At 71.3% G+C, this 18,824-nt stretch carries 15 protein-coding genes and 1 pseudogene; 5 read left to right on the top strand and 11 right to left on the bottom strand.

The window, feature by feature from the left end; all coding sequences use genetic code 11:
- Positions 1 to 273 precede the first annotated feature (273 nt).
- Complete coding sequence (locus Pen02_RS36620) at positions 274 to 2,067, bottom strand: helix-turn-helix domain-containing protein (protein ID WP_203870779.1); 1,794 nt, start codon at positions 2,065 to 2,067, stop codon at positions 274 to 276.
- A gap of 422 nt (positions 2,068 to 2,489) precedes the next feature.
- Between Pen02_RS36620 and Pen02_RS36615 the strand changes: the two genes are divergently transcribed.
- Positions 2,490 to 3,269, top strand: a complete 780-nt coding sequence (locus tag Pen02_RS36615; RefSeq protein ID WP_239141886.1) for a MerR family transcriptional regulator — start codon at positions 2,490 to 2,492, stop codon at positions 3,267 to 3,269.
- Between the two features lie 99 nt (positions 3,270 to 3,368).
- Entirely contained in the window at positions 3,369 to 3,797 is a 429-nt protein-coding gene (locus Pen02_RS36610; RefSeq protein ID WP_203870778.1) for a VOC family protein, read from the top strand.
- Here the strand turns inward: Pen02_RS36610 and Pen02_RS36605 are convergent.
- Positions 3,794 to 4,264, bottom strand: coding sequence for a hypothetical protein (locus tag Pen02_RS36605; RefSeq protein WP_203870777.1), 471 nt, complete (start codon positions 4,262 to 4,264; stop codon positions 3,794 to 3,796). The two genes, Pen02_RS36610 and Pen02_RS36605, sit on opposite strands and share 4 nt — an antisense overlap.
- Before the next feature lie 531 nt (positions 4,265 to 4,795).
- Between Pen02_RS36605 and Pen02_RS36600 the strand changes: the two genes are divergently transcribed.
- Positions 4,796 to 5,530, top strand: coding sequence for a class I SAM-dependent methyltransferase (locus Pen02_RS36600; protein WP_203870776.1), 735 nt, complete (start codon positions 4,796 to 4,798; stop codon positions 5,528 to 5,530).
- A 960-nt stretch (positions 5,531 to 6,490) separates the two neighbouring features.
- On the top strand, positions 6,491 to 6,691 hold the full coding sequence (locus Pen02_RS36595; protein ID WP_203870775.1) for a hypothetical protein: 201 nt from the start codon (positions 6,491 to 6,493) through the stop codon (positions 6,689 to 6,691).
- Between the two features lie 148 nt (positions 6,692 to 6,839).
- On the opposite strand, the gene Pen02_RS36590 is transcribed toward Pen02_RS36595, so the two are convergent.
- The gene (locus Pen02_RS36590; RefSeq protein WP_203870774.1) at positions 6,840 to 7,370 is read right to left on the bottom strand and encodes a MarR family winged helix-turn-helix transcriptional regulator; all 531 of its coding nucleotides are present in this window, start codon (positions 7,368 to 7,370) and stop codon (positions 6,840 to 6,842) included.
- Between Pen02_RS36590 and Pen02_RS36585 the strand changes: the two are divergent.
- Positions 7,350 to 8,225 (top strand): annotated as a pseudogene (locus Pen02_RS36585) (EamA family transporter); the annotation flags it as partial. The gene Pen02_RS36590 and the pseudogene Pen02_RS36585 sit on opposite strands and share 21 nt — an antisense overlap.
- Positions 8,226 to 8,289: 64 nt before the next feature.
- Here Pen02_RS36585 and Pen02_RS36580 read toward each other — a convergent pair.
- The 8 genes from Pen02_RS36580 to Pen02_RS36545 form a co-directional block, all read right to left on the bottom strand.
- A complete protein-coding gene (locus tag Pen02_RS36580) occupies positions 8,290 to 9,096 on the bottom strand; it encodes a DUF8817 family protein (RefSeq protein WP_239141884.1) in 807 nt (268 codons plus the stop codon).
- A 344-nt stretch (positions 9,097 to 9,440) separates the two neighbouring features.
- Positions 9,441 to 10,559: an oxygenase MpaB family protein gene (locus tag Pen02_RS36575; RefSeq protein ID WP_203870773.1), complete on the bottom strand. Its 1,119-nt coding sequence runs from the start codon at positions 10,557 to 10,559 to the stop codon at positions 9,441 to 9,443.
- A gap of 8 nt (positions 10,560 to 10,567) precedes the next feature.
- Positions 10,568 to 11,833, bottom strand: coding sequence for an MAB_1171c family putative transporter (locus Pen02_RS36570; protein WP_203870772.1), 1,266 nt, complete (start codon positions 11,831 to 11,833; stop codon positions 10,568 to 10,570).
- A 103-nt stretch (positions 11,834 to 11,936) separates the two neighbouring features.
- Positions 11,937 to 12,440 (bottom strand): hypothetical protein, encoded by a 504-nt coding sequence (locus Pen02_RS36565; protein ID WP_203870771.1) that lies wholly within the window; start codon positions 12,438 to 12,440, stop codon positions 11,937 to 11,939.
- A 51-nt stretch (positions 12,441 to 12,491) separates the two neighbouring features.
- On the bottom strand, positions 12,492 to 12,941 hold the full coding sequence (locus Pen02_RS36560) for a helix-turn-helix domain-containing protein (RefSeq protein WP_203870770.1): 450 nt from the start codon (positions 12,939 to 12,941) through the stop codon (positions 12,492 to 12,494).
- A gap of 463 nt (positions 12,942 to 13,404) precedes the next feature.
- A complete protein-coding gene (locus Pen02_RS36555) occupies positions 13,405 to 14,466 on the bottom strand; it encodes a polysaccharide deacetylase family protein (RefSeq protein ID WP_239141882.1) in 1,062 nt (353 codons plus the stop codon).
- Positions 14,467 to 14,877: 411 nt separating this feature from the next.
- Positions 14,878 to 17,979, bottom strand: coding sequence for an EAL domain-containing protein (locus Pen02_RS36550; protein WP_203870768.1), 3,102 nt, complete (start codon positions 17,977 to 17,979; stop codon positions 14,878 to 14,880).
- A 194-nt stretch (positions 17,980 to 18,173) separates the two neighbouring features.
- Positions 18,174 to 18,536, bottom strand: a complete 363-nt coding sequence (locus Pen02_RS36545) for a hypothetical protein (RefSeq protein ID WP_203870767.1) — start codon at positions 18,534 to 18,536, stop codon at positions 18,174 to 18,176.
- Positions 18,537 to 18,824 lie beyond the last annotated feature (288 nt).

Here is an 18,824-nt window from a genome sequence, read left to right as displayed (position 1 = left end):
CGGACCCGGTCGACTCCCCGGCGGCGCGTACGTCGTCGCCGGGGCCACCCGGCTGGCTGCCCCTCGCCCTCGTGGCACTCCGAAGGGTCGCCAGCCGGTGGCCCGTCCCCCCGTGTCGGCAGGCCCACCGTACGGCCGTCCGGGACCGGGCCGCGAGGGAGCGATCTGCACAGCGACCGGGCTGCCGGTTCCGCCCTGCACAGTGACGTTGCTCCGGGCCGTCGGCACCGACTGTCTTCCAGGTTCCCGCCCGCCGGTACGCGGATCCGGTGGTCAGCCGTCCGCCAGTTCGGTCGCGCGAAGGGCGAGCCAGAGTTCGTGTCGGGCGTCCGGTGCGTGCAGCAGCGAGCGGTCGAGCGCCTGCTCGGCCCGGGCCAGCCGCTTGCGGGTGGCCGACTGCGAGATGCCGAGCACGGCCGAGGTGGCGGCGAGGTTGGTGTCGGCCGCCAGCCAGGCCCGGACGGTCTCGAACCCGGTGGACCGGTCGCCCGTCCGCAACGGCCGGAGCCGGCTCCGCGCCCACGCCGTCACGGCCGGTGTGGCGAGCAGCGCGTCGAGGGTCACCTCCCCGTCGACCGACACCCACCCGGTGGCCGTCGCCCCGGCTCCCGGAGCGGCGCTCGTCCGGGCGGTTGTTTCGGCTTCCGCAGCGGCGCTCGTCCGGGCTGTCGTTCCGGCTCCCGGAGCAGCGACAGTCTCGGCTTCCGGAGCGGCGCTCACCCGGGCGGTCGTTCCGGAGCCCTGACCGGTGGTCGTCCCGGCTCCCTCGGTGGTGCGCGGCGCGGTGTCCGGGCCGTCCGGCCGGGGTGCGTCGCGCAGCCGCAGCGCCAACCAGGCGGCTGACCGGTCACCGACCCGGAGGAGATCCAGCCCGAGCAGCGTGTTGAGCAGTCGTAACCGGCTGGCCAGGGTATTCCGGTGGATCTTGAGGTGTCGGCTGGCCGCGCTGTCGAAGGCGAGCCACGAGCTGAGCGTACCGAGCAGTTCCGCCGCCCCCGGGTCGGCCCGGCGGGCCGGGGTGTACTCGAGACACGGCCGCAGCAGCCGCTGTGCCCAGGCGTACCCGTCGGTGCCGGTGAGCGGCACCAGGTCGTGCCGCCGGTCGAAGCGGGCGTACCCGCCGCTCGTCGCCCGGGCCACCGCCAGCGCGTGGAACGCCTGCTCGTACCCGGTGGCGGTGTCGGGCAGCCCGACCGGCTCGCTCATCCCGACCCGGCACTGCCGGGCGCGGGCGGTGATCAGGCGCCCGAGCCGGTCCGCCGGATCGGTACGGCCGCTGCCACGCTGCATCGGCACGTGCCCCGGCGACCGGTCGTCGCCGAACGGCAGCTCGGCCGGCACGAGTGCGATGAGATGGTTCGAGCGGACCGGACACGGGATGATCCAGGCACGTCCGGTCAGGGACCGGTCGATCTCGGCCGCGACCTCGTACCGTTGCCGACCGACACACTCGATCACGCAGATCCGGATCGCGTCCGGCAGGTGTGGGCGGAGTGCCGAGGCGATCCGCCGGGCCGGTGGCACGTCGCCGACCATCAGCAGGTGCAGCACCGCCTCCCGGCCGTGCGCGTCGGCGGCGACGATCCGTCGGCGGGCCCGGTCCGCCTGCTCGACCCGCCAGCACAGCGACAGCGTCCGCGCGGCGTCGGCCAGCAGGTCGCCGAGCTGTTGCTCCGGGGCGGCGACCAGCACCAGGTACGCGAGCTGCTCCTCGGCCCCGGCGATCAGTGACGCGGCGGACCGGTCCGGGACGGTGCCGCCCAGCCGCAGCAGGTGGAGGCTGGCCGGCCCGTCGGTGTCGACGACGGCGGCGCCGGCCCCACGCTCGGTCAGTCCCGCGACGGCCGAGGCGACGGACCGCAGCGTCCGGGGTTCGGGCGTACGTCGGCCACCGGGTCCGGCGAGTACCTTCCCGTCGGCCCCGACCAGCAGGGCGACGCCGCCACTGCGCCGACCGAGCCAGTCCAGGACGCCGCGTACCGCGTCCGGACCGACCGCCAGGCGGGCGAGGGTCAGCAGATCCTGGGTACGACTGGCGGTGGCCACGTCCATCGGTTCCCGGCTCATCGGGCGCTGACTCCTCGGTACGTCCTTCCGGTTCGGCGGACTCCGGTGCGGTCCCCGGCCCAGCCGTGACGGTCGGCCGAGCCGGTGGTGGGAGCCAGCGTACCCGGCGGGTTTCGGACGGCGCTCCGCTGTTGATCCAGCTCAGGGCCCTGTCCCGTGCTCCCGGCGCAGCCCGTGCTTCCGGCTGCTGTCCCGTGCTGTCGCCCCGAGGAACTGATGTCCGGTGCCGGGTGTCCCGTGCCCGGATGCCCGGATGCCTGGGTGCCGAGATGCGTGGTGCCCAGACGCCCGGGTGCCCGGGGCCCGGTGGCCGCGTGCTTGGTGTCCGGTGGTCCGTCGGGGTTCCTGTGGTCCGTCGGGGTTCCTGGTCGGCCCCGGCCGGACTTGAACCTGACGCCACGGGAGGTCGTAGCGTTCCCGACGTGACCGGGAGAGACGCCACCGGACGTCGGTGGAGCATCGGTGAGCTGGCACGGCTCACCGGGACGACGGTCCGTGCGCTGCACCACTACGACGAGATCGGCCTACTCCGGGCGGCCGAACGCACCACGTCGGGGCACCGCCGGTACACCGAGCGCGACCTGCGCCGGCTGTACCGGATCAGGGCGCTGCGGGGGCTCGGCCTGTCCCTGGAGGAGATCGCGGCGGTACTGGCCGACACGGCGGACGACCTGGCCGCGATGCGTGAGCTGCTGACGGCCCAACTGCGTGGGCTGGAGACGCACGCGATCCGGCTCAGGCAGCTCACCGAGCGGTTGCACGGCTTGCTCGGCCAGCTCGAATCGGCGTCGATGCCCGGTCCGGACCAGTTCCTGACGACCCTGGAGATGATCTCTGTGTTCGACACCTCGTTCAGCACCGAACAGCGGGAGCAGTTGGCCGAGCGGCGGGCGGCACTCGGCCCGGACGGCGTGGAGACGGCCAGGCTGGAGTGGGCCGGACTCGTGGCGGAACTGCTGCGGCACGTACAGGAGGACAGCCCGACCGACGACCCGGCGGTACGGGCGCTGGTCGACCGCTGGGACGCGCTGGCGGACCGGTTCCACCCGGCCGGCGCCGACGGCGAACGGACCAGGACGGTGGCGCGGCGGATGTGGGCCGAGAACAGCGAGGAGATCGGCCGGCGCCTGCCGTGGCCGACCGACCAGATGCGCGCGCTGGTCGACTACCTCGACCGGGTACGCGTCGGCCGGGACGCCTAGGCAGCATCGCCCGGGTTCGCGGCAGCCGCGTTGCGACTGCGGACGTGGGCTCCTGCCCGCCGAGACCGAGCGCCGGCCGGGGCGTCTAGGCTTCGGCGGGTGCGGATCGACCTGGTGACCATCGTGGTGGCGGAGTACGAGCCGGCGATCGAGTTCTTCACCGGAGTGCTCGGTTTCGACCTGGTCGAGGACTCGCCGTCGCTGACGAACGACGGCCGGCCGAAACGGTGGGTCGTGGTCCGGCCGCCCGGCGCCGAGACCGGCATCCTGCTCGCCCGCGCCGACGGCGAGCGGCAGGCTGCCGTGCTCGGCGACCAGGTGGCCGGGCGCGTCGGATTCTTCCTCCGCGTCGACGACTTCGAATCCGCGTACGACCGGATGGTGGCGGCCGGCGTCGAGTTCGTGACCGTACCGAGAACCGAGCCGTACGGGCGGGTGGCGGTGTTTCTCGACGTTGCCGGGAACCGGTGGGACCTGCTGGGGCCCGCCGCCGGTCCGGTAGTTTCGTCCGGCGGCACCACGAGCTAGTAGCCGGGATATCCGGTGAGGACCCGCGCGTTGTGGCGTTCGACGCCGCGCGCGGCGAGCAGTGGACTGATCACGAGGTAGCCCACCCAGGTCAGTGGCATCGTCACGAAGCCGATGAACAGCAGGACCAGGAACAGGTTGACCCAGAACAACCCCCAGAACGACAGCATCAGGATCACCCCGGCGGCGGTACGGCCGGCGTAGAGGTTGCCGACCCCGAAGATGCCGAAGAGTCCGAGTACCAGTTCGAGGGCGACGGCGGCACCTGCCGACTTCTGCGGCACGGCAACCGCCATCGGAACCGCCATCGGAACGGGCATCGGTACCACCGGGACCGGTACGGCCGGCGGGGAAAGCGGCAACGGCAGGGTGGGCGGCAACGGCGTGGGCAGGTGCCGGTCGGGCAGGGCCAACTCCTGGCCCGGCGGTGGCGGCTGCCACGGGTACGGCGAGTCCTGATATGTCACGGTGCACAGTGTTGTGCCGTGGCCCTGGCGGGCGTCACCCGTCGTTCGGTCAGCACAACTCCCCGTAGGGTCTGCCGGGTCCGGCGACAACCGGTCCGCTCCGGCGGATCGTCCGTGAGCGATCCGCCACGGACCCGCCGTGCCGGTACGAGCGGTCAACCGGCGGGTCGGCCGACCCGGCTCAGGTCGTCGTCCGGCCGGCGCCTGCCCGGGTGCTGGCGACGCCGCTCGTGACCATGTCCCGCAGGACCGCTGGTGGGCTGCGGCGCGTCAGCGCTCGGGACGCGTGGGAGGTAATCCGGTTGCCGCCGCGTTCGGGCATCTGTTGTCCTGTGCCGAGCCGATCGAAGGGAGACGACCATGAGGCCGACGTCGAGGACCCGCCAGCAGGAATTCGTTGTCTACCCAGGAGATACGAGGCTTCATGACTACGCTGATCTCAGCAAACACGCCGTGGGCGGCGGTCGGTAGGACAGGTCCGACCGGCACGCTCCCGGCGATGGCGCCGGGCGGTCGCGGAGGGCGGATCTGATGTCCGTACTCGACGATCCCGGGCTCTTCGGGCGGCTCTGGGCCGCCGGCTACGACAACGGCCCCAACCCGGACCCAGGACCGGCGGTGGACTTCCTCGAGGGTCTCGCCGACGGCGGGCCGGTGCTGGAACTCGCGATCGGCACGGGCCGGGTCGCGCTTCCGCTGGCCGCGCGCGGCCTCGCCGTCGAGGGCGTCGAGGCGTCCGAGGAGATGGTGGCGCAACTCCGTGCCAAGCCGGGCGGCGAGCAGTTGCCGGTTGCCATCGGCGACATGGCGGACGTACCGGTCACCGGACCGTTCACACTGGCATACCTGGTCTACAACACGCTGTTCAACCTGGTCGACGTACGGCGGCAGGAGGACTGCTTCCGTAACGTCGCCCGGGTGTTGGCGCCGGACGGTGCATTCGTGATCGAGGCGTACGTCCCCGACCCGGCCGACATGGACCGGAGCGAGCAGCAGGTCCAGGTCCGGGACGTGACGGAAGACTCGGCGACCATCCGGCTGCACCGGTTCGACCGGGCCGCGCAGACGTTCGTCCGGCAGACGATCAGGTTCGACGCTCAGGGCGTACACCTGAAGCCGTTCGGCATGCGGTACGCCTGGCCCGAGCAGATCGACCAGATGGCGGAACAGGCCGGTCTCCGACTCGCCGAGCGGTACGCCGACTGGCACCGGCGACCGTTCGACGGCGACAGCCAGAGTCACGTCTCCGTGTACCGCCGCAGCTAGATCGGTGCTGCCGAGCAGGGACCCGTACCCGTTCCGCAGGCTGTTTCTCCGGCCCCGGACGGGCGAGTCCCTGCTCGGCCGTGCCGAGCCGGGGTGGAAGCGCTGGTCGGCCATGGGTCGGAGACACCGCTGGGCGATCGTGGCGCCGGAAGTTCCGGCTCTCTTCCGGGAGCTGTTGGCGGGCTCACATCCATCCCACCCAGGTCTTGTGTGGACGGGCTCCGATCGGTATTAATAGTGGTACGGTTCATCGACGGGGCTGGATTATCGGAAGTTTTCGGCAACCTGTCGTCAGGTTCCGGCGGGATGCCACCGATCCGATGCCGGGCCGCCTGCGGGTGGCGGGGCATCAGCTACGAACGGCTGCTCGTTGCCGGGCCGTCGAGCCGGATCCGGCTTCCACGGCACCGGATCCGGGCCGGGACGAGCGTCACCTGTGCTGCCAGGCAACGGCGGCGGCCCACCGGCGCCGCCAGTTGACGCCGGCGGATACCCGGTGCGGAGGGAAGGACGCCCCCGCCGCACCGGGTCCGGCGTACCGGGATACCGGCAGGGCGCGCGAGTCAGCGTGAGGGGCATCTTTGTCAGGGCATCGGAGCCACCCCGATCTGCTCACGATCTTCGACCCGGTCAGTGCCCTTGACCTGCCATCGACGTGTGCGACCCACTCGATGCGTCGAGAAAGCAGCGGCGCGTGTCCCGGTGACGGTCCCTGATCGACTGGGACTGACGGTAATGCCCGACGTTACTATCGTGTCTGCCATGAGCCCAGGGCAACCGCGGCGTGACGTATGGCGACGAGCCTCCAAGCCGGGACAGGAGCCACTTGAGAGATATCAGCAGGAGGTCGGGGCACTGCGGGAGAGTTCCTTCCGGCTGTTCCGCAACGCCCTCGCGAACGTAGCGATCTTCTTCGCTGTTGTCTCCGGCTTCTTGATCTTTTCGGGTGACGTCACGCCTATGAGGCTGATTCCGATGGCGTTGAGTGTCGTCGGTGGCGCCTTCGGGGTCTCCACCTACCTGGTCGGCGGCCAACCCGTGCTCGCCCGTCGCCTGCTCGTCGCCGCGCTCGTCTTCGCCGCGCTCGGGCTGGCCGGCATGATCGCGGACTCGGTGGTGATCCGTCGGATTTCGCTCATCGTAGATACCTTTACGAGTTAGACATATCTATAGAGACATATCTCAATGGCAAGGTCGGTTCAAGTGGGCGCCGGAGGGGTTCGGGACCGTTGGGTTACAGTTTCCCGGTGCGTCACGCCGAGTGGCTGTGGCGTCACCCCGCACGGCTGTGCTGCGTCGCGCCGCGCGGCTACGAATCGTCGTCCGACACTTCCGTCCGAAGTGGCGCCTCGAAGGACGCGAGCCAGGTCGCGAGGAGTCGTTCGAGTTGAGCGGCGTCGTCCGGCGGCAGCAGGTCGAGTAGGCGGCGCTCGTTGCGCATGTGCTCGGTGAACGCCTGGTCGATGAGTTCCCGACCGGCCTCGGTGAGGGCGACGACCCGTCCTCGTCCGTCGGAAGTGCTGGGGCGCCGGGTGACCAGCCCGTCGCGTTCCAGTCGGTCGATGCGTTTCGTCATCGCGCCCGTGGTGACCATGGTGAAGGCAGCCAGTTCGCCGGGGGCGCGCTCGAAAGGCGCGCCCGCCCGGCGGAGTGTGGCGAGGACGTCGAACTCGCCCTCGCCGAGCCCGTACCGCCGGTAGACGACCCGGAGTTGTTCGCCGAGGTGGTCGGCGAGGCGGTGCAGGCGGCCGATCACGCCCTGGGGGCTCGCGTCGAGGTCGGGCCGTTCGCGGGCCCAGGCCTGCTGGATCCGGGCCACATGATCCAGGTACTCGGTCACCCTCGCACTATACCTTCCTCGGAAGGTATGGTGTCTTCCATGGAAGCTAACTTCCGATGGGTACCCGTGACCGCGATCGCTCCGGTGGCCTGGGGCGCGACCTACTTCGTCACCCACCGGTTCCTGCCGGCCGACTATCCGCTGTACGGGGCGGCCATCCGGGCGCTCCCCGCCGGCCTCCTGCTCCTGCTCGTACGCCGGAATCTTCCGCACGGCTCGTGGTGGTGGCGGTCACTGGTCCTCGGCACCCTGAACATGGGCGCGTTCTTCGCCCTGGTGTACCTGGCGGCACAGGTCCTGCCGACGAGCATCGCCTCGACGATCATGGCGACCGCACCGGTCAGCATGATGCTGATCGCCTGGGCAGCGCTCTCCGAACGTCCCCGGATCACGCACCTGCTCGGCGCCGGCATCGGGATCGGCGGCGTCTGCCTCCTGCTACTCGACGGCGCGGTCGCCGTGGACCTCTCCGGCGTACTCGCCTCCGTCGCGGCGATGCTGATGTCCTCACTCGGCTACGTGCTGGCCAAGAAGTGGAGCGCGGGCACCGACGTCTTCTCGCTGACCGCCTGGCAGCTCGTCGCCGGGGGCATGGTCCTGCTGCCGGCCGCCGTCGCGGTGGAGGGACGACCGCCCGCCCTGGACTGGCCGGCGGTCGCCGGCTTCGGGTACGTCACGGTGGTGGCCACCGCGCTCGCCTTCGCCGCCTGGTTCACCGGACTGCGGCACCTGAGCGCCGGCACGGTGGGCCTGGTCGGGCTGCTCAACCCGGTGACCGGCGTACTGCTCGGCACGGCCGTGGCCGGCGAGACCCTGGCGCCGCAACAGATCTGCGGGCTCGTACTGGTTCTCCTCGGCATCCTGCTCGGTCAACCCCTCGCCGTACGCCTCGTCGCGCTCCTCCGCGCCGCCCCGAGGCTCACGCCTCGTCAGCCAGCCACCCGCTCAGCGTCGCCGGGTCGGCGACGGCGCGTTCCACCTGCTCCCGGTCCGATCCGCTCAGCGGGATCTCCCGCAGTCGGGAACCCCACTCCGGCACCCGGTCCGGCTCGTCGAGCGCGATCGACAGCTCGATCAGGGCGGCGAGCGCCGTGGCCCGTTCGACGGCCGTGGCCGCGTCGCCGTGCCGGCGCAGCCCCGAGTTGAGCGCCCGGAAGGCGGCCCTGTCGTCGGTCTTGAACTCGCGCAGGATGCGGGCGTTGTCCAGTACCTTGGCCAGCCCGGTAAGCCGCTTCGAACCGCCGTACTCCAGTCCTTCCGGCTCGTCGCGCCGGATGAAGACGATCGAGTTCCCGGACGGGTCGACGATGCTGAACCGGGAGGCACCCGGCCGGTACCGGGTGATCCGCGGCAGCCCCTTGGCGAGCACCTTCCCGTACGTCTTCCGCATCGCCGCCACGAACGCCGCGTGGTACGGCGCGACCGCGCCGACCATCACCAGGCAGCCGCCGGTGTTCTCGGCCGTCGGGTCGAGGCCGGCCGTAGCGGCGCCGTAGTGCAGCTCGAACCCGCTCCACCGGAACGCCAGATACAGGTACGGCTTCCGCTGCTCCCAGGTCACCTCGAAACCGAGCGCCCGCCAGAAGGCCAGCGTCTCGTCCGCCGACACGCAGGGCAGCATCGGCACTGTCGTCTCGTCCGGCACAATCCGCTCGTCGTGCATCTTCCGCTCGTCCTGCGCCATCCGCTCGTCCGGCGTGTTCCGCTCGTCGGTCGTCGTCACCATCGATCTCCCGTCCCCGTTCCGGCGTCTGAGCGCGGCCATTGTGCCAGCGCGTCGATGCCACACGCATATGAACGACATCGCGTCGATGCCACCCCGCGCCCGGGTGAGGGTGGCGCGGAGACGACGCGGGCCGAGGTCCGGCGGACGCGCGGACAACGCGGCCGGGCTGCTCGCCGGCGATGTGGGCGGGCTGATCGTCCCCGCTCGGAAGCGTGGCCGGCCGCGAACTCCCATGGCGTGGACGGGCTGATCGTCCCTGCTCTGAAGCGTGGCAGGCTGGACGCGAACTCCCCGCCCGGTCCGATCTCGCCGACGGCCTCGGCAGCGGCCAGGAGCGCGGACGTCTAGCCGGTGTGCAGGACCGAACCGGCCGGGATCTCGCCGACGCCGGGCTCGATCCCGACCGTCGTCGTGCCCGGTCGACCGTGCAGTTCGACGACCCGGATGGTGGTCCGGACGGTCGCGCCGCCCGGCGTCCGGATCGACACCATGTCTCCGATCGCGAGCGGGCCACCGGTACGTCGTCCGGAGAGCATCAGCAGGCCGCGGCCGACGAGCAGGTGTACGACCTCCACCCGCAACTCCGTCCGCTCCCGAGCGGGCCCCGGACGGTGGTCGGGCGGGCCGACCGTGGCGATGTCGTAGCCGGCGGGGTAGGACTTGGCCCGCACGCCACCTTCGAGATACTGCCGGCTCCGGGGCGTCGCGCCGTGCCGCAGGTACGCGGCCCGTCCGGCGAGCCCGCCGGCCAGCAGTGCCCGGGCCCACCACGGTGGCGGGGACACCCCGACCGCCTCGCGCAGCGGCGGATCGAGCAGCGCGTCGGCGACCCGGCCGCCGACCGGTACCAGTGGCCTCGGCAGGTCGGCGAGCAGGCTCTTGGTCGCGGTGATGAGCTGCCGCGCGGCGGGGCTGGGCGCGAAGCGTTCCGCCTCGAACGCGTCGTACCACTTCGCGTAGCTGTCGAGGTCCGGCGGAATGTCGGCGATCCGCAGCCGACGGCCGAGTTCGGCGTAGAAGTGGTAGACGGCGGTGCGCTCGTGACAGCAGAGCGGGCGCCAGCCGTACCGGTCGAGCCAGCGGAGACCGACGAAGACGAAGGTGCCGAGCACGTAACGGTAGTCGTCGTTGTCGATCGCGTACCGCCGGTGCAACTGGTTGAGCCGGCGGGTGGCCGCCCGCCCGAGCGGGTGGTCCAGGCCGTGCTCGATCAGCGTGTACATCAGGATGCCGGTGTCGTCGGCCCGCCGCTCGGTACGCTGCGTCGTCTCACCCGTCGCGGCCAACAGTTCGGCGATCGACGGCACGGCGAAGGTACGCCAGAACGCCAGCAGCAGTCCCATCCGGACGTCGAACGGAAACTCCCAGAGTGCGGTGGTCCGGTAGATCCGGTGACTGTCCCGTACCGGGTCGAGGCGGCGGATCTCGCGTAGCCGGTCGAAGCGGCCGGGGCGGTGCAGCATCGTCCCGGTCAGCTCCGCGCCGGTACGCCGGGGTCGGTGTGCGCGGCGGCGGGTGGCAGTCGGCGCAGCGCCGCCGAGACCCTGACGGTGAATTCGAGGTCCCCGGCCGGGTCCTCGTCACCGCCCGACGACGGCGCCCCCGGACCTGCCTGCGGTGCGGTCGGACCTGCCTGTCGTGCCGTAGGGGCCTCCCCGCCCGGCTGCTGTTCCGGGCCGGCGGCCCGCAGTCGAGTGAGCGCGTCGCGGATCCGGATCGCCTCCCGGGTCGCGTCGTCCGACCGGGCGTTCCGGCCGGTCGGCAGATCCGCCGCGTCGACCGGCGTCAGGTAGGGCGCGAGGGCGAGCCGGCCGTCCCGGATCTCGACGAGCCGCCGGTAGAGCGCGAAGTCGAGGTCCCGCAGCATCCGCAGGTCGGCCCCGCGTGACGTCGGCGGGTCCAGGGCGATCTCCGGCATCCCCTGGTACATCGCGTGCCACAGTGGATAGAGCCGGAGGTAGCTGCGGGCCCGTCCGACCCGGTCCGCACCGGCCGACAGGCGCGGCCCCCAGGACGGGATGGTGAAGCCGACGGTGATCACCAGCGCGCCGAGGCAGGCGCAGAGCGTACCGATGTCGCTGAGGGCCGGCAGTCGGGTGCCGAGCCAGGCGGCGATGACGTACCCCGCCTTGCCGAGGCAGTAGCCGAGCGCGACGATCGATCCGGCCGCGACCAGTCGCAGCCCTCGGCGCAGCCACGGGCGGCCGTCGGTCCGGGCGACCCGGTTGGCGAACTGGAGGCTGCGCCAGGCGGCGACTCCGAGCCCGAAGGCGAAGGCGGAGACGTAGACGAGCAGGAACGTGCCGCCGACCGGCCGGGGGCCGTAGATGTCGTCGAAGTCGCTGGGACTCTCGACGGTGGCCCCGCTGAAAGCGAAGAGTACCGCCATCGCGACGAGCACCAGGCCGTAGAAGACCACCAGCACCCTGGCCCGGGGCAGTGCCTCGGCCGCCGGCATGTGCCAGAGCATCAGCATGATCAGCGCGGTGATGCTGTAGCCGACGATGCAGCTGTAGACCAGCAGCGAGGCCAGGTTCGGTACGCCGAAGAGCCGGCTCACCGCCGTGTAGACGGCCGTTATGGCCATGGTGAACCCGGCGGCCGGCAGGGCGATGCAGAGGGTCAGGATCCAGAGGTTGAGGTTGCGGGGGTTGCGGGCCAGCGCGGCGACCTTGTAGCCGACCGCGATCCACGCCACCGCCGCGCAGAACAGGAAGATGCCGCTCTTACCGTCCATCCGGCATCACTCTAGTGCTCTCCGGTGAACGCTGGTGTTCCAGCGACCGCTCCGGTGAACGCTGGTGTTCCGGCGACGATTTCAGCGACCGCTCCGGTGAACGCTAGTGTTCCAGCGACCGGCCGAGCCGCTCGACCACCGGGTCGCTCGGGGTACGCGGTGCCGGCGGGCGCCACAGCCCGGCCCGTTGCCCGAGCAACGAGGCCAGCGTCTCCGCCTCCTGTTCCTCCTGGCTGCTGTAGTTGGTCCGGGCGAACATCGCGCGGACCACGCCCGGATCGAGGTGCCGGAACAGTTGCCGGCTGCCCTGTACGTCGTCGATCAGGTGCAGTCGGTGTTCGAGCAGCAGGTGGGCCAGCTCGTGCAGGGCGATGTGCACCCGCTGCATCCCGGTCGCGGCCGAGGTCACCACCAGGTAGTCGGCCACGTCGGTCGATACGCACAGCCCGCACGGTGCTCCCGGCGGCAGGTCGAACGCGATCAGGTGGACCGGACGCCCCCGGTCGGTGCCGAAGTCGCTGATGAACGTGTCGAGATCGAACGGGTCCGGCACCCGGATACCGCGCGCGAGCTGCTCACAGCGTCGGCGAACCTGCCGTAGCGTCATGGGCCCACCGTCCCTCAGTGCGGCGTGCTGTCGCCAGACCGCGATCCGCATTCACGCGCCATCATCCGCGTCCGGCTTGCCCTGTTCAAGCTCGCGGATCACGCCGAGTAGTTCGGTGAGGGCGTCGATGGCCGACTGTGCCTCCGGGATGACGGACTTGCGCAGCGCGACGGTGCGGGCGCGTACCTGCTGCAACGCGGCGGCGAGGTCGAGTTCCTTGTCGACGTCGGCGGCCAGCCGGTCGCTGGTGAAGTACTCGACCGGTACGCCGAAGAACCTTGCCAGCGCCCGGAGGTGGCTGAGGTTGGGGTCGCGTTTCTTGCCGGTACGTAACTGTCCGATGTAGGTGTGCGAAATGGACTCGCCCTGCGCGGTGATCGCGTCCGCGACCTCGCGAAGGCTGTACGCGCTGCCGTCGGGTTTCCGGATCCGGTCGAAGAGCCGGTCCAGCCGGTCGGCCAGCACCCCGGGAACGCGGACCTCGCCCGACTCCTCAGCCATCCGGCCTCCTTCGGGACTGGATCCAGTGGTTTACAGCATGCCACAGGGGTGTCCACAAATGTTGACGGGATCACCTGCCGTGTGCGTATCATCGCTGCGAACGCTCGGGCAGGCACGCCGAGAGGATTATGCCGGGGCGGGCGAACCTGGGGAGGTGTCGTCGTGAACGGGGGAGACGGGACAAGGTTTCGCAGAGACCGAAGGCCCGTCGTAGACGGCGCCGCGGACGAACTGCCGGGGGCGGCGGCGCGTCCGTGACACCCGAGGTCCGGGTCGGGCGCCCGGCTGGCGGCCTCACGGCCCGCCGGGCGCCCGACGTCAGATCACTGCCCTATCGGTGATCCGCCGAGGACACGTCGACCCATCGGGTACGCCCTCGCGCTCCGCGCCGCAGTCCTGGCGGCGACCGGGCCGGGTGCCGGTACGAAGGTCAGGACGGTCCTCCGCACCGGTCATCCGTGGCTCAGCTCGCGGTGCAGGTGGGGGTCATGCCGCTCCCGCTGCCGGTGCCCTGGAAACCGAACTCGACCGACTGGCCGGCGGCGATCCGGCCGTTGAAGCTCACGTTGGTGAACGTCACCGCGCCGCTGGTGCCGCTGCGCTGGCTGTTCCACGAGTTCGTGATCGTGGCCCCGGAGGGCAGGGTCAGCCGTACCGACCAGCCGTTGGTGCCGGACGAACCGGCGGTCACCCGTACGGTGGCCACGAAGCCGCCGTTCCAGGAGTTCAGCGACACCGTGGCGGTACAGCCCCCCGGTCCCTGCGTCGGCGGGTTCGTGGGCGGGTTGGTGGGCGGGTTCGTCGGTGGGTTGGTGGGCGGGTTGGTGCCGTCGGGGGCGACTGCCCGGCCCGTGGTCGGGGAGATCATCCCGGGGCAGAGGTTGCGGTTGGCCAGGTTCGAGACGATCTGCGGTACGGCGTTGATGGTGGTCTGGTAGCCGTCGTGCATGAGGATGACGCCGCCGTCCTGGAGACTGTTGGCGGCCTGCACGATCGCGGCCGTACTGGCCCCGTTCCAGTCCTGGGAGTCCACGCTCCACAAGACCTCGGTGAGTCCGAACTGGGCCTGCACCGACCTGAGCGTGGCGTTGGTCTCGCCGTACGGCGGCCGGAACAGCCTCGGCGCGCTCCCGGTGGCCTGCTGGATGGCCTGCTGGGTCTGGCTGATCTCCGAGGTCATCTGGGCGGTGCTGAGCTGGGTCATGTGCGGATGCGTCCAACTGTGGTTGCCGATCCACATCCCGGCCTGCTGCTGTGCGCGGGTCAGGGCGGCGTTCTGCTGGACCCGCTGGCCGACGTTGAAGAAGGTGGCCCGGGCACCGGCCGAGCGCAGCGCGTTGAGCAGCGCGGTCGTGGTGCCGCTGTTGGGGCCGTCGTCGTAGGTGAGTGCGACGTAGCCGTTGCAGGCGGCGGCGGCGACCGGCGGCGTCGCCACCGTGAGGGTCACGGCTCCGGCGGCGACGGCCAGGGCGGAGGCGGCGAGCATGGCGAACAGGCCTCTCGGCGCGGAACGCGGATGGGGCATGGCAACTCCTCGGCGCATGGCAGGGCTTGCCCTGCCGGTGGTGGTGGGCGTTGAAACATTTCGGAGCGTCGATCGAAATATATTCAACGGCAACCATCGATGTCTAGTGATGGTTCCGCCACCCCGGAACGCGCACGCACCGCCGCGCGACGGCGACGATCCGGCGTACGGCGGCCCGGGCGTACCGCCGGCCCGGGCGTACCCGATCGGGAGGTCGGCCCCGACGGCCCGCGCCGCCGAGAGCGGCGCTGATCGGCCCCGACCGCCCACGCGGCCGAGGACGGCGCTGATCGGCCCCGACCGCCCGGACGGCCGGGAACGGCGCTGATCGGCCTCGACGGCCCGGACGGCCGAGAGCGGCGCCGGCCGGCTGGCGGACGGCCCGATGGCCGACGACGGCGCGGGTGTCCGCTAGCGGACGGCCCGGGCCGCCAGCCGGGGGACGCTGGTCGGCATCCCGTCGCGGAGGATCGCCTCGGCCTCCGCCCCGGAGACCGGCCCGGCGAAGAGGTAGCCCTGGCCGTGATGGCAGCCGTAGCGGCGCAACTGGTCCCGCTGGGCGGTGGTTTCGATGCCCTCGGCCACCAGCTCCAGCCCCAGGTTGAGCCCCATGGACACGATCGACCGCACCAGCTCGCGGCTCTTGCCGTCGGTGGCCAGCGGCGCCACGAAGGACCGATCGATCTTGAACGCGTCGATCGTCAGGTGGTGCAGGGCCTGCAACGACGAGTACCCGGTGCCGAAGTCGTCGATGTGGAGCTGCACGCCCAGCTCGTGCAGGGCGGCCAGCTTCGTCCGGGCGGCCGGCACGTCGTGCACGATCACGCCCTCGGTGATCTCGATGATCAGAGCCGCCGGCTCCAACCCGGCCGCCCGCAGGCTCTCCTCGATGTCCTCCAGCAGCCGGGTGTGCCAGAACTGCCGGTTGGAGACGTTGACGCTCATCCGCAGCCCGTCCGGGGCGGAACCGCTCGCCCGCCAGGCGGCGAGCTGCCGGCACGCCTCGGTCAGCGCCCAGCGCCCGATCGGCGGCATCAGCCCGCTCTCCTCGGCGATCGGCAGGAAGTCGCCCGGCGCCACCAGCCCGCGTACCGGGTGCCGCCAGCGGACCAGGGCCTCGAAGGCGGAGGTGCCGCCGTCGCCGAGTCGGACGATCGGCTGGTAGCGCAGCTCGAAGCCGCCGACCTCCAGGGCCCGGCGCAGTTCCGCCTCGGTACGCAGCCGCCCGACGACCCGCTCGTGCATGGCGATGTCGAAGACCGCGTGCAAGCCCTTGCGCTGCCACTTCGCCGAGTACATGGCGGTGTCGGCGTCCCGGATCACGTCCTCGGCGTGCTGGTAGCCGGTGGTGCTGCGGGAGATGCCGATGCTGGCCGAGACGACGAACTCCTCCTCGCCGAGCCGGAACGGTACGCCCAGCGCGCCCCGGATCCGCTCCGCCACCGCGACCGGGTCCTCACCCCCGGGCCGGTGTCGCAGCAGTACGGCGAACTCGTCCCCGCCGAACCGGGCCGCGACGTCGGCCTCCCGGGCGCTGGCCCGGATCCGCTCGGCGACCTGGATCAGCAGCCGGTCGCCGGCCAGGTGGCCCAGGCTGTCGTTGACCAGCTTGAAGCCGTCGAGATCCAGCAGCAGTACCGAGTAGTGCCGCTCCGGATGGCGGGCCTGGGCGACCACCGCCGCCTCGAGCCGGTCCAGGAACAGCGTCCGGTTGGCCAGCCCGGTCAGCGGGTCGTAGAGCGCCGCGTGCCGCAGCAGGTCCTCCTGGGCACGCAGGGACTTGAGCACCGCACCGTGGTCGAGCGCGATGGTCAGCAGCGCCGCCCACTGGTTCATCATCTCCCGGCCGCTGGCCACGTCGGCCTCGATCGGGCCGACCAGGGCGAGCATCCCCCAGTCGCTGGAGCCGATCCGCAGCGGCGCCACGTAGACCATCTGGTCGGCGTCCAGGTCCGCGAGGTCGACCAGTTCGGCCGGCGGGAACGACCGGGGCGACACCGGGCCGACCGGCGCCGGTACCGGCCCGCGGTCCCGCTCGAACATGGTCACCACGTCCAGGGTGGACTCGCCGTCGTCGGTGCCGGTCGGGGCGCCGGACCAGAGGCCGAGGCAGCCGCCGCGGGCGTTGGTGTCCTGGATCCAGGCCAGTCCCCGGGGATCCCGCTCGTGGCTGCGCAGCAGGTTCTTGCTGACCGTGTAGAGCATCTTGAGGGTGGTCTGGAACTCGTCCTCCTCGATTTTCCGAGCCCGCGACCGGCTCTGCGCCAGCGCCACGACGATGTCCTCGGTACCGGACCGGACCCGCTCGGCCCCGGCCTCGTCCCGGGCCGCCGTACGCCGGGCCAGGTTCAGCCCGAACCGCCGGACGTACTGCATCATCCGGGCCACCTCCTCCGGATGCCGCTGGTTCAGCGCCTGTAGGCCGATCAGCGCCTGACGGAACTCGAGGCGGTCCGGCCCCGGCGTGCCGTCGGCGGCTGCCGTGAGGGTGTCGGCGACCAGCTTGCCGGCCCGGGTGACCGTGGCCCGGTGGGCCGGGTCGACCGGGCCGGGGGCGAATGCCGTGACGAGCCGGGTGACCAGGTCGTCGGCGGTCGACAGCTCGTCGTCCGAGGCGGCCGGCAGCGTACCCGGAGCCAGGGTGTCCGGGCAGCCGCACGATTCGCGGGCCTGGAACGAGGTGGGTACGTAGCGGGCGCCGGCCTCGATCTCCTCGCCCGCGACGGCCCGCAGTGCCAGCCCGGCGGCGACCCGGCCCAGGTTGTCGAAGCTCTGCCGGACGGTGGAGAGGCTCGGGGTGAGGTAGACGACGCCTTCCATGTCGTCGAAGCCGACCACCGCCTGCCGGCCCGGTACGTCGACGCCGGCCGCCCGCAACGCGCGGAGCAGTCCGACCGCGTTGAGGTCGTTTCCGGCGATCACCGCCGTGGACGGCAGTCCGGCCGCGAGCATTGCCTGAGCAGCGCGCTCGCCGCCGCTTTCCCGGTTGTCGCCGGTGTCGAAATGAAGATCGGCGCGGGGCGTTATCCCGCACTCGACCAGGGCGTCGCGATATGCCTCGTACCGCTCGTGCAGGTCACCTACTTCCAGGTAGCCGGCGAAGGCGATCTCCCGATGCCCGTGTTCGACCAGGTGCAGTACGGCCTGCCGGACACCACTGCGGTTGTCGGGCAGTACGACCGGGCAGGAGACGCCGGGCGTTTCGTGGCTGATCATTACTACCGGTCTGCCGGTGCGCTGGATCGCCGTCAGGTAGGCCGACGGCGCGGAGTTGAGGATCACGACGAACGCGGAGACGTGGTCCCAGGCCACCAGGTGCGGAAAGTCCGGAGCCTCGGGTGGGTCGACGTCGAACGTCCCGGCGCCCAGCGTCTGGATCGCGATCATGCGTCCGCCGGCGGCTGCCGTCGTACGTGCGATTCCACCGAGAATGCTGCCGAAATAGTCGCAACCGACGGACATGGTGAGCACGCCGATAATGGGGCGGTCGACCACGGCCATCACCTCCTGCACCAGCCGCTCTGCGGATCGCGAAGGCCGGATCGGTCCGGTGGGAAAAGTGGCTTTCCGGCAGTTGGTCGGATCAACTTCCGGAAATTTTCAGATAATCGCCGAGGAGCCTACCGGAGCATGTTTGGAGCCGTCGATACGCGGAATTGGCGGGCCAGGTCGCGATGATACGCCGATCGGGCATGATCGGCCGGTGGTCAGGAGCCGATGCAGCCGGGCAATTTCGGAATGATGTCGGCCGGGACGACATCCTCACAGACTCCGTCGGTACCGGCCATCAGCGCCGTCCACGTCGCACTGTCCCGGTCGTACTTGAAGGCGACCAGGGCCGGGTCGGCCTTGTCCAGGGGCACGATCGTCGTCCCGGTCGCGTACCCCCGGTGGCAGGCCGGGTCCCGGACGCCGGTCATCTCGGCGCTGAGGGCGTTGGTCAGTTCCCGGTTGGCCTTGAGCGCCGTGTAGAGGGTCGCCGCGTCGACCGGGCAGCCGTCCTCCGCAGCCGGCGGGGTGTTCGGCGTTGCGGTGCCAGGCAGGGCGCTCGGGGTTGGCGAGGCGGTCACCGCCGGCGGTGCTGCGGGCCTCGTCGCGGCCGGCTGCTGACCGGTACAGCCCGACGCCAGGAGCGACAGTCCGACGAGACCGAGATGGACCGGTCCGGTACTCCGCCACCGCTCGCGACGGCCGGAGGCGTGACGAGTTGTGCGCAGCACTGCGTGGGTCATGTGGCAGGACGGTAGCCGGCCATCGCAAGTGGACCGACGCCCCTGCTGTCGGAGCTGGCCGGTGTTCTCGCCCGCCGCTCCGGGACGGGTACACGGTTGGTGAGAACTTCCGACTGCCCCGCGCGG

The organism is Plantactinospora endophytica (assembly GCF_016862915.1).
In the GTDB taxonomy this organism is placed as follows: Bacteria; Actinomycetota; Actinomycetes; order Mycobacteriales; family Micromonosporaceae; genus Plantactinospora; species Plantactinospora endophytica.
The sequence above is the reverse complement of the archived record's forward strand: the minus strand, read 5'-3'. Positions and strand labels throughout refer to the sequence as shown.

Excerpts from the sequence above, each read along its gene's own strand:
- Pen02_RS36600 (WP_203870776.1), top strand. The coding sequence starts at position 4,796 with ATGTCCGTACTCGACGATCCCGGGCTCTTCGGGCGGCTCTGGGCCGCC.
- Pen02_RS36570 (WP_203870772.1), bottom strand. The coding sequence starts at position 11,833 with ATGGACGGTAAGAGCGGCATCTTCCTGTTCTGCGCGGCGGTGGCGTGG.
- Pen02_RS36620 (WP_203870779.1), bottom strand. The coding sequence starts at position 2,067 with ATGAGCCGGGAACCGATGGACGTGGCCACCGCCAGTCGTACCCAGGAT.
- Pen02_RS36560 (WP_203870770.1), bottom strand. The coding sequence starts at position 12,941 with ATGGCTGAGGAGTCGGGCGAGGTCCGCGTTCCCGGGGTGCTGGCCGAC.
- Pen02_RS36575 (WP_203870773.1), bottom strand. The coding sequence starts at position 10,559 with ATGCTGCACCGCCCCGGCCGCTTCGACCGGCTACGCGAGATCCGCCGC.
- Pen02_RS36555 (WP_239141882.1), bottom strand. The coding sequence starts at position 14,466 with ATGCCCCATCCGCGTTCCGCGCCGAGAGGCCTGTTCGCCATGCTCGCC.
- Pen02_RS36595 (WP_203870775.1), top strand. The coding sequence starts at position 6,491 with ATGAGGCTGATTCCGATGGCGTTGAGTGTCGTCGGTGGCGCCTTCGGG.
- Pen02_RS36580 (WP_239141884.1), bottom strand. The coding sequence starts at position 9,096 with ATGGTGACGACGACCGACGAGCGGAACACGCCGGACGAGCGGATGGCG.
- Pen02_RS36565 (WP_203870771.1), bottom strand. The coding sequence starts at position 12,440 with ATGACGCTACGGCAGGTTCGCCGACGCTGTGAGCAGCTCGCGCGCGGT.